Annotated in this window: 6 protein-coding genes and 2 pseudogenes; 2 read left to right on the forward strand and 6 right to left on the reverse strand. The window is 54.0% G+C overall.

Going from position 1 to position 9,638, the window contains the following annotated elements; genetic code table 11:
• Window positions 1-80: 80 nt before the first annotated feature.
• The 3 genes and pseudogenes from ACR0JI_RS20345 to ACR0JI_RS20355 all read right to left on the reverse strand — a co-directional run bounded on the left by ACR0JI_RS20345 (window position 81) and on the right by ACR0JI_RS20355 (window position 2,734).
• Window positions 81-917, reverse strand: a pseudogene (locus ACR0JI_RS20345) (IS5 family transposase).
• A gap of 66 nt (window positions 918-983) precedes the next feature.
• Complete coding sequence (locus ACR0JI_RS20350) at window positions 984-1,943, reverse strand: cation efflux transmembrane domain-containing protein (RefSeq protein ID WP_480496318.1); 960 nt, start codon at window positions 1,941-1,943, stop codon at window positions 984-986.
• 566 nt (window positions 1,944-2,509) lie between these two features.
• Window positions 2,510-2,734, reverse strand: a complete 225-nt coding sequence (locus tag ACR0JI_RS20355) for a hypothetical protein (RefSeq protein WP_480496320.1) — start codon at window positions 2,732-2,734, stop codon at window positions 2,510-2,512.
• A gap of 333 nt (window positions 2,735-3,067) precedes the next feature.
• Between ACR0JI_RS20355 and ACR0JI_RS20360 the strand changes: the two genes are divergently transcribed.
• Window positions 3,068-4,042 (forward strand): MipA/OmpV family protein, encoded by a 975-nt coding sequence (locus tag ACR0JI_RS20360; protein WP_480496322.1) that lies wholly within the window; start codon window positions 3,068-3,070, stop codon window positions 4,040-4,042.
• Window positions 4,043-4,132: 90 nt separating this feature from the next.
• Here the strand turns inward: ACR0JI_RS20360 and ACR0JI_RS20365 are convergent.
• Window positions 4,133-4,343, reverse strand: a pseudogene (locus ACR0JI_RS20365) (DDE-type integrase/transposase/recombinase); the annotation flags it as partial.
• A gap of 521 nt (window positions 4,344-4,864) precedes the next feature.
• The gene (locus tag ACR0JI_RS20370; protein WP_480496324.1) at window positions 4,865-6,433 is read right to left on the reverse strand and encodes a hypothetical protein; all 1,569 of its coding nucleotides are present in this window, start codon (window positions 6,431-6,433) and stop codon (window positions 4,865-4,867) included.
• A 218-nt stretch (window positions 6,434-6,651) separates the two neighbouring features.
• Here ACR0JI_RS20370 and ACR0JI_RS20375 point away from each other — a divergent pair, with 218 nt between their 5' ends.
• Window positions 6,652-8,391, forward strand: coding sequence for an amidohydrolase (locus ACR0JI_RS20375; protein WP_480473575.1), 1,740 nt, complete (start codon window positions 6,652-6,654; stop codon window positions 8,389-8,391).
• Between the two features lie 523 nt (window positions 8,392-8,914).
• Here the strand turns inward: ACR0JI_RS20375 and ACR0JI_RS20380 are convergent.
• The gene (locus ACR0JI_RS20380; protein ID WP_480473576.1) at window positions 8,915-9,409 is read right to left on the reverse strand and encodes a hypothetical protein; all 495 of its coding nucleotides are present in this window, start codon (window positions 9,407-9,409) and stop codon (window positions 8,915-8,917) included.
• Window positions 9,410-9,638: the final 229 nt, after the last annotated feature.

The raw sequence follows: 9,638 nt of genomic DNA on the forward strand, positions 1-9,638 counted from the left end.
GGTCATTTGGCACCTTCGCGCAAATCGGGACTCTTTCGATCGAGCACCTTGCAGACAGGCGACAGGGCTAGGGTCAGGATTCATAACCAGTAGATGACTAGAGCCGCGAGCGCGATGGCGGATAGGAAGACCTTGGGACAACGATCATAGCGTGTTGCCACGCGCCTCCAATCCTTGAGCCTGCCAAACATGATCTCGATGCGGTTTCGCCGCTTGTATCTGCGCTTGTCGTATTTGACCGGCGCCTTGCGCTGCTTTCGACCAGGGATGCAGGCGCGTATCCCTTTGTCTTTCAAGGCGTCTCGGAACCAGTCGGCGTCATAGCCACGATCACCGAGCAGCCAGTCCGCATTTGGTATGCTGCTGAGCAGAGCCCGAGCACCGATGTAGTCGCTGACCTGCCCGGCGGTAACGAACAGGTTGAGCGGGCGACCTTTGCTATCGCAAATGGCATGCAGCTTGGTATTCATGCGGCCCTTGGTTCGGCCCCTCTCGGCAGCATCCTTCGGATGCGCCTGCCGGGCAGTGAATCAGGCGGCCACGCCCCCCCTTTTTCGCGGCCATGCTGGTCGCGGTACGGTGGGCTTTGAGAGAGGTCGCGTCCACTGCCCGGCAGTCGAAACGCAGTTTCGATGAGAGGGGATCATCACAGTCTTTTCCTCGCCGTGTTCGGCTGCCAGGCCGGCCATCATCCGAGCGAAGATACCTTTCTCACTCCAACGCTTCCACCGGCTATAAAGCGTCTTGTGCGGCCTGTATTCTCTGGGTGCGTCACGCCACCGCAACCCATTGCGATTGATGAAGATAATCCCGCTCAGCACCCTCTTGCCATCGACCCGCGGCTTGCCATGCGACCACGGGAAGAAAGGGGAAAGTCTGGCCATCTGCTCGTCTGTCAGCCAATAAAGGTCGCTCATATCACCGCTCCGTTTTCGAGTCGTGAATCACGCAACGAAGCGAAAATCAATGCATCCTGACCCTAGTTAAAGAGGGTTCAGTGAATCCGGCCAGCGCCTTGAGTGTTCCGTGATCACGAGCAGCACATCTGCGCCGGACAGTGCTTCGCGCGTATCACGGATCATGCGCAGGTTCAGGTCGTCGATAACAGACGCAGAAATCGGCCGGCCGGGATTGTAATAGACTGTAATCAGGAATGTTCGCCCAAGTTTGGTGACGGACAGATCCTGTAGTGATCCTCCATCCTGAACAATAGCAGCACGCAAAGCCCGTCGGGCTGCAGCGATGTCTCCGGGGCTTGCGCTGACGCCCGCCAATTCACCCAATCCTCTGCGAAAATCTGTGACGTAGGTTCCGACCGCCAACAAGCACAGTACTAGGACGATTACCGAGTCGCCCACCGGCGCAACTGGTGCCAGCGGACCGTCGCGGAACAAGTAGACGGCACCCAGCCCTACACCTGCCGCCGCCGTAATCAGCCCGTCGAACATCGCAGCCTTGGACTCGAGCCGCAGGATCGAGCTGTTCTTTCCCATTCGGCGCCAGGTGAAATGATGGAAGCCCCACATGAAGGTGCATGTGAGGCCAATCCCGGCGAAGTAGATGATCATCGGCGCAAAGTTCAACGGCTCAGGCATTATGCCGTTGAGGTAGTTGTAGATATTCTTGATCGCATTCGTTATTGCGAACAAGACCAAGCCGAGAAGAGACAGTGAGCGAAATGTCGCAAAAATAGCCTCGTCAGCGGCGTAGCCGAAAGGGCGGACCTTGTCCGGACCCGCATCGATGCGACGACTGATCCGACGCCCAAGCAGCGCCGAGCCGAACCCGACCAGGGAGAACAGTCCGTCCATCATGATCGCGTTTGAATTCGACAACATACCAGCCAGCACCCCCGCGGCGGCCATGAAAAGGTTTCCCCACATGGCCACGCTGAGAGAGCGTCTTTCCAGCCGTTTTCTGCTATCTGAATTCAGCGTCGTCATATTTTGCAGTCCTGATGTGACATCAATCTGCTCTTCCAATATCCTTCCGTTGATGTTTCGCCAACACTTGTGGTGAATATTAGAAGAATCCGTCAACAGGTCAGTGGTTTATCCCCATTGCATCGCCATTTGTGGACAGGTCCCTTCATAAAGAGTTTTCTTTGCGCCTGAGATCATTTAGCCAGCACTCATTTCTCCGGCCTCACATGATTGTTGATTTCCACTGAAAAGTGACCCGGTAGGCCTGATAACTTTCACTGAGAATTGACCCTTGTGAACACATTGCTCCGAGGATTTTGTTTGGGGAGACTTGAAGTGATCGGCATGGAATTTTTTGAGTGTCATACGACGCTGGGCATTGCGTGACAAAATGCCAATCCGCGATAATTAACGGCGCACGGGGCTGTCTCGCAACACTGTCAGAAAGTATCTGCGCGAAGGTGCTGTAGAACCGAGGTTCAAGACGCCGCCGCGATTGAGCAAATTGGTTCCGTATGCGGATCGGTTGCCTGATGGCTCTGACTTTGCCCAAAGAAACTGCGTGGAGTAGTACAACTTGATTTACGTCAGGCAAAGTGGATCGCCTGACGGATCAGACCAACTGAATTGGCTATACCCCAGTTCAGCATCTGAAGGTGTGTATTCTGGCTTCCTTCGTGGCCGAACCAGTTGCAGAAATAGTTTCCCGCGATCAGAAAAGCGGCCCAGATGGCGCGATACAGCGCGACACTAATCATATCAAGACAGAGCGCCGCCGGAAGAGCGACAAACCCCACAGCAGCGCTAGCCATTGCACTGACGCCAGTCACAGACCGGCAACGTCCAGGACGGTTTTCGCAGCCAGTGTGGGCTGTCGCACCTCTTCAGTGCGTAACCGCCTGTTAAAGGTATGTTCGTACTAGCCCTACGCCGATCCGGCGAACACGATCGCCGGTCTTGTCAAACCAACATGGTCTGATAGGCTTTGGGCGCTCGGTTGGTCTCGTACGACGTTGCTTTGAAAGGCCTTCATCCGAAGTACCTCTTATATTGTTCCATTAGAATTCGTTTGAGGCAAAGAATAACGTCCAGGCTTCTTACTCGGACAGTGGGCCCAATTGGGGCAACAAAACGGAGGCGCGTGCATGAATCGGACAATACCTGCAGACCCTTCACAGCCAAACATTCCCTATCGTTCGCGCTCGGTTAATCCAGAATTGAAAGTACTATGTATTCTAGTCGAAGCTGCAAATCGTTTTTTTCCAGTTGCTGACACAAAACGGTCGCCGATCAGAGCAGGTGTTGGTCTAGTACTGGCAGCAGCTCTAATATCTAGTCCCATTCAGTCTTTCGCAGAAGTTACCCTGATAGGTCCCGGCGAACGCGTCACAGTGGAGGATGGCGGGCGACAGACGTCGATGATCGTCACAGGTGTTCTGGGCGCACAGGTTGTTCCGGAGTATTTCGGAGCGAATAGTCAGCAACTTTATCCAATGGGAAGTGTCGAAGTTCCGTTTCTGTTTTCTCAGTTTCTTCGGTATGGCGATCCGGTCCTGACGGAAGATCCATTGGTATTTCCTCCCGGGTTCATTCCCAGGCTATCAGCGCGATATGTTCCGCCACGGGACTCTTCCGACTACCCAGAGCTGACTGGCCTGGAAGATGTCGGTCTATCCATCGAAATCGGCGCAGGGGTCGGATATGTTTCGCGGAACGCCGAAATTTTTGCAGATCTTCGGTATGGGCTGGGCGGGCACGACAGTTTCGTCGCCGCAATCGAAGCCAATTACATAGCGCGCCCGATGGATCGAATGACAGTGCGCTTCGGGCCGCGACTGCTGTTCGGTACAGACAAATATAATCAGACTTATTTCGGAATTACGCCGGACGAAGCCATACGCAGTCAATACCCCGCCTACGACCCAGCTGGAGGGTTGGTCAGTGCAGGGTTGGAACTCGTCGTCACCCACAGGTTCGCCGATACTTGGTGGCTGGAAGTTGGTGCCAAATACGAAAGGTTTCAAGACGCGGCTGCCGGCTCACCCATCGTTCGTAATGGGTCCGCCGATCAGTTCGAAGTGCGTGTTGGTCTCCGTCGCGCCTTTTTAGTGCGTTTCTGACGTGGTCGAAACCTTGTCGCACAGACCACTTGTAGGGGATTTGTTGCAAAGATGTGAGCCCGTTGAGTTGTATCAGCAATCGCCTGTGAGTCAGACGGCGAGCTCAGCGAACTGCTGAAATGGACAGAGTTAAGGTTTTGATTTGGCCCTTGCGGATCATGTACGACACTTCAATTCCGTCGAGCGTTGCCGCCGCTGAAGCGAAGGCCTTGAACCCCAGCATTGGCCGCGTGCGTCTCTTGATGAAACGATGTTCCTATTCCACGATATTGTTCAAGTATTTCCGCCTCACCATCTCAATCGGGATCGTGCAGACAAAGTCTTTGAGCATTTATTGATGGCCTTAATCCCCGTTACTCTGATTATGCCTCCTTCATTTTAAAAGTTTTTTCGTGTGTCCAGATGCCGAGCATCAGGATCGCAAGTCTTCTGGCAAGAGCGACAACGCCTTTTTGTGACTGGTAGGGGTTTCGAGAGCCCGAGCCCATCTCTGTAATTCCGATCCATTGCCCAGTTTTACTCGGTTCAGAAAACTGTCTGCCGTCATCGACTACCGGGTAAATTTAGGGGGTAGCTCAAGAACACTGCGAAGAGGATCACATCATTCGGATACTGTGCGCCTTTGAAGGAGATCATAAACAGACTTTCGACTTCAATATTTTGATATCCATTCACTCGAAGCACTTATGAGCGTCAGCAGTCAAAACTTAGCAACAGATCCCCTCGACTCTGCCCGTTTCGTCAATCCGACGAGTTGGCAATCTGAACCCATAGCGATCGCAAATTTATTTGACCGACCTAAAACTTTGCAATGAAACCTATCTACTCGCCTCGCACCTCGACGCATCGGCTCGCCTCAAGCCTCTTCAGTCCCTCGTCAATTCGCGCACGTAGCCGATCGTCCATCATAATTTTCGCTGCATAGTCTGTGGGATCGACGCCGCGTTCTGTGAATGGCGCGATCGCGGCGCGGGCACTTTCGAGCTCCCCGGCCAGCGCATGCGTGACCGCGATCAGTAACCAGTCGTAGATCGCGTCGCGCGCGTCGATGTCACGGACAAGGTCGGAGGCTGAGCAATAATCTCCCGCGATCAATGGTTCCATCGCGAGCGATATGGACACCCAGATTGGCAGCAACGGGTTGCGTTCGCGCGCTTCTCGCACAAGCGCAAGGCCGTCTTCGATGTCACCCGACTTGGCGAGCCAGCCACCGACCAATGCCATCATCAGCGTCGCGTTTGGGTTAGCATCGACGGCACGCGAGATTAGATTTCGGTACCGTGCAGTGTCCCCCTGTGCTTGGGTAAAGGCTGCTGAGGCAAAAAGCGCCTCCTGGCAATTGGGAGCCAGAGCGATGGCCTTCTCAGCGTGGATTCTTCCCGGCTCGATCACATCTTCGATCGGGGTTGCGCCGAGTGTCGCTGCTTCGATCAATGCTATCGCAACCAAAGCATGGGCGAGACCGCTCGATGGGTTGTGCCGGAGGGCGCCTTCTGCGAGCTCCTGAAACTCCTTCAGGCTATCAAGTCGTGATGTACCTACGTGTGCATGAAACGCTAGAAGCGCTTCATAGACGCCTGCATCCGTAGCACTGCGGCCGGTATATTGCGCGTTCAGATCTTCGGCGACGATACCGTAGGCATCAGCCAACCGTCTCGCACATTGGCACGCGATGTCCTCCTGAAGTCCGAATACATCGGCATAGTTGGACTCGATCCGAAACCGGTCTGACCAGATCAAGGTCTCATCAGGAAGCCGGCTCAACTGGACTGAAATGCGAAGGTTCCCACCGGCCTCGCGAACGTTGCCACGCAATATGTAGTCGACCCCTCCTGCAAGGGCCGAATTGTTGTTGTCAGATGCGATCACGCTCTCATGCCAACTGGAAATCACGCGCAGATGGCCAAAGCGCGCCAGCTCAAGTGCGATCTCCTCGGGAAGTCCGTCTCGGTACAATCGCGCCTTTTCTCCATCTTCTCCGGTAAAACCCAGGATAGCCAGCTTGGGCAACTCCGTCTGCGGGGTCCTTATTACCTTGGCCCGAACTGGAGGTCGCGTTTCGAAGCAAGGCCGATAGTGCCCCTTTGGCACCGATACCACCAACTGGTCTCCGGCGCCCGAGGTCAGGTAATAGTGTTCGAGTGCCTTTCGCAACTTGATCGCTTCGAGCCGGACGACGGGATCGCTGTTAGGGTCGAAACTGGCGTCGCGACCGAAAACATCCATTGCCAGTGCAGTGCCCTTAAGGAGATCTCCACGTCCGGCGAGTTCTTCCTTCACAAGGTGGGTCAGGAACCTTTGAACCCGTGGCCCGGCGGTGAAATCCGAAGAGGAAAGAATGCGATTGAGTTGTGCAGTGACCGCTTCCTCATCTGGTTGAATTTCGGTCAATGCTTTCACACTCCCTAGCACCAACTTGTATCGGGTTCATACAGGCCGATGGTAGCAGCGTCGAAGAACATGGTCGAGAGGGCCGCCCGGAAACTTCGCAGCAGAGCCTCCTAAACATAACGGTGGACCAGTTCAGTAAGGGTGGCGCAGTTCCACATTCTCGATGGCAAATTGATATTATTCATATATGATGGAACGACTAACAGGGGAGACAACAGATGAAGTTTATTTCTGCCAGTGTACTGGCGCTATGTGCCAGCCTTGCTCATGCTCAGGATGCCGCAGACCTGGTTTTGAAAAATGCTTTCGTCCTGACAATGGACAAAGAAAATCCCGAGGCGCAAGCCGTTGCCGTACGAGGCAATCAGATCGTGTATGTTGGCGACGTGAATGGCGTGGAAAGCTTGACTGGCGAGAACACCGAAGTCCTTGATCTGACCGGCAAGATGGTGCTCCCCGGCTATGTCAGCGCCCACGACCATGTTCTTGGCTCCGCTTGGTCGACACTAGGCGTCGATCTGAATGCGGCAAAAGACAAAGAAGAAACACTGCAGATGCTGCGGGACTACGTGGCGGAAAACCCGGATCTGCCGATCGTTGTCGGCCAAGGATACAATGCAACCCTTATGGGGGGGGCGCCGACTGCCGCTGAGTTGGATGAAATCATCCCCGACAAGATCGCGATTATCATCGACTTCACCATTCACGATGCCTGGCTGAACACCAAAGCGCTCGAAGCAGGAAACATCACCAAAGATACGCCGGACCCGGTGCCAGGGGTTACTTACTGGATCAGGGATGACGACGGAAACCCATTGGGCGTCGGGAAGGAAGGTTCGTGGTTCCCTGTCTATACGAAAGTCGCTTGGGAACCCGAGCGAATGATCGAGGAAAGCCGCGAAAAACTTCAGCCACAAGTGGTCGCAGGCGGCACAACAACAGCACTGATTCCTGGTGTTGTCACTCCGAATTTCACAAACGCACCTGGCATGTTCGATGATTTGGAGGTTTCCATGAAGGTGCTTGAAAAAGCGCTCGCCGACGGTGATTTGCCAGTGCGAACGTTTGTTCAACCGGCCTACAAGGACGCGACAGCCGATCCGGTTGAATTTGCGGCGCGGGCACGTGCAATGGCCGACAAGTACAACGGTGACTTGTTTCGCGTACATGGCATCAAGTTACACCCCGAAGGGACATGGAGTGCCGGCGCGGTTCTGATGCTGGAGCCGTTCGAGGGAACAGACAATATAGGCATCTCGGCGGTGAAACCGGATCAGATGAAAGAGGTCGTCAAGGCCGCAAACGACCAAGGTCTAGATGTTTTTGCCCATGTTGAAGGGTCGGGCACTGTGCGTGGGATGATTGACGCGATCCTTGCGTCGCGCGACTCCGGCAACGCGGACGAGCGCAATGCGCTGCATCACTATCAGATCGTTCATCCTGATGACCAGCAACGCATGATCGACAACAGCATTCCGGTAAACATCACTCCGATTTTTTCGGTGGATTGGGCTGGGCAGGATCAGGACTTTCTCAGCATGTTGGGTGACACGCGCACGAACGAGCGTGTTTCTCAATACAGGCCACTGGCCGATGCCGGGGTCAGCGTCAGCCTTGCAGGAGATTACCCATCCGCGCCGATGTCGACCAACAGTATGCTCTATCAGATCTATACTGCGGTTACGTTCAAGAACCCCCTGGACCCTGCGAACTCTAAGAAGTTCCCAAATGGTGCTGCCCCGCTGGACCTGATGCAGGCGATTGAGGCCGTAACAATCAATCCTGCTTGGCAATTGAGAATGGAAGACAAGCTGGGCTCTCTAGAGGTGGGGAAATTGGCCGATATCGTAGTTCTGGACCGAAACATTCTGGAACTGGATAATCCCGAAGAGCTGCTGACGACCAAGGTTCAAGCAACGATTATGGATGGACAATTCCGCCACCGGGATGGACTATAGTCGCGGTCAATACGACCGAACTTCAGAGGCACCCCACATTATGGAGGTGCCTCTTTTTTCGTTTTGGCCCAGATGTTTGATCCCAAGGTTTGATAGTGCGACCCTTTCGCAGCCCTGGAATTGGGACACATCATATTCGCGACGGATGTAGGTCGACATGATCTGCGAGACCAAAAGGATTCGGTACCGCCTGCACAATCTGAATTCAGGGCCAAATCGAATACTCCACATTCCGAACCATCAGACGCCTGTAGGCGAGAACTTGGGGCGGGACAAAAACAGAATTCGTCCAGATCGCCACTGCCTCGCTTTCGTAGCTGACTTGATTGTCGAGCATTATCCGCACGACCCGAGTACGTGTCTCAGGTGAATAGCGGTTCGCTCTGTTGTCTTTTTAATGGCTCCAATCTTTCCTTGATTTGGAGCCTCCGGAAAACCCGGAGCGGGTCACTTCAAGGCTGCCGAGCATACCTCAGGCTAATCCTGAAACGCTTTAGTGTTGAGCTTTTAAGGCCAACAAGCATCAACGGTGCACCGTGTTCTTTCTGCGCTCGAAGAGGGAAAGAATATGTGCCGCAATCACCATTACCAGCCAAATCAAAGACGAACTGAAATTTTCGGCCGCAGCAAGTGGCAAAACCGCAAACCCAAATAATATTGAAACGAAATCACTTGCCTGCCAGCCATCGGCAAGCAGGTCGGGCAATAATCCAAGAAAGCTGCCGAATGCGCCTGCAATCAATGTTGACAAAAGTCCGCCAACCAATGCTGTCACCCATCCCCCAACGCCTGAACGACCAAACATCGGAGCAAGCAGAAACCCCATGAACGCCCCACCCAACGTCATCGCAATCACGTAGCGTGTCACCAGCCTGAAGTTCTGTTTCGCCCACTCGTCACTCAACCCGCCGGGAAGGTCCCGAGAAAGGAAGAGCAGGAATAAGCTTGCACCGATCACGGCCATTACCAATGTTGCTGCTCGTCGTGGCGCTTTATACTGTGATTTCGCGACTGTCATTCAATCGGTCCAAATCGAGAGGGATTTAGATGGGTGCGAACGGGGCCGCTCCGTGGCTCGGTTTTTTCGCGTATACAGGTCAACCGCATCAATCTGCTTGTTTAATTATACAACAAATCGCGTGCGCGGCGTCAACGGTGTTGATTTCCGCTGAGAAGTGACCCGGTATTTTCACCGAGATTTGACCCACCTTTGTTTATGTCTCAGCGTTTATGTTGTGGTCAATGTT

The organism is Ruegeria sp. N10 (assembly GCF_056531545.1).

Coding starts and splice junctions, on each gene's coding strand:
- ACR0JI_RS20380 (WP_480473576.1), bottom strand. CDS start 9,409: ATGACAGTCGCGAAATCACAGTATAAAGCGCCACGACGAGCAGCAACA.
- ACR0JI_RS20360 (WP_480496322.1), top strand. CDS start 3,068: ATGAATCGGACAATACCTGCAGACCCTTCACAGCCAAACATTCCCTAT.
- ACR0JI_RS20350 (WP_480496318.1), bottom strand. CDS start 1,943: ATGACGACGCTGAATTCAGATAGCAGAAAACGGCTGGAAAGACGCTCT.
- ACR0JI_RS20355 (WP_480496320.1), bottom strand. CDS start 2,734: ATGGCTAGCGCTGCTGTGGGGTTTGTCGCTCTTCCGGCGGCGCTCTGT.
- ACR0JI_RS20375 (WP_480473575.1), top strand. CDS start 6,652: ATGAAGTTTATTTCTGCCAGTGTACTGGCGCTATGTGCCAGCCTTGCT.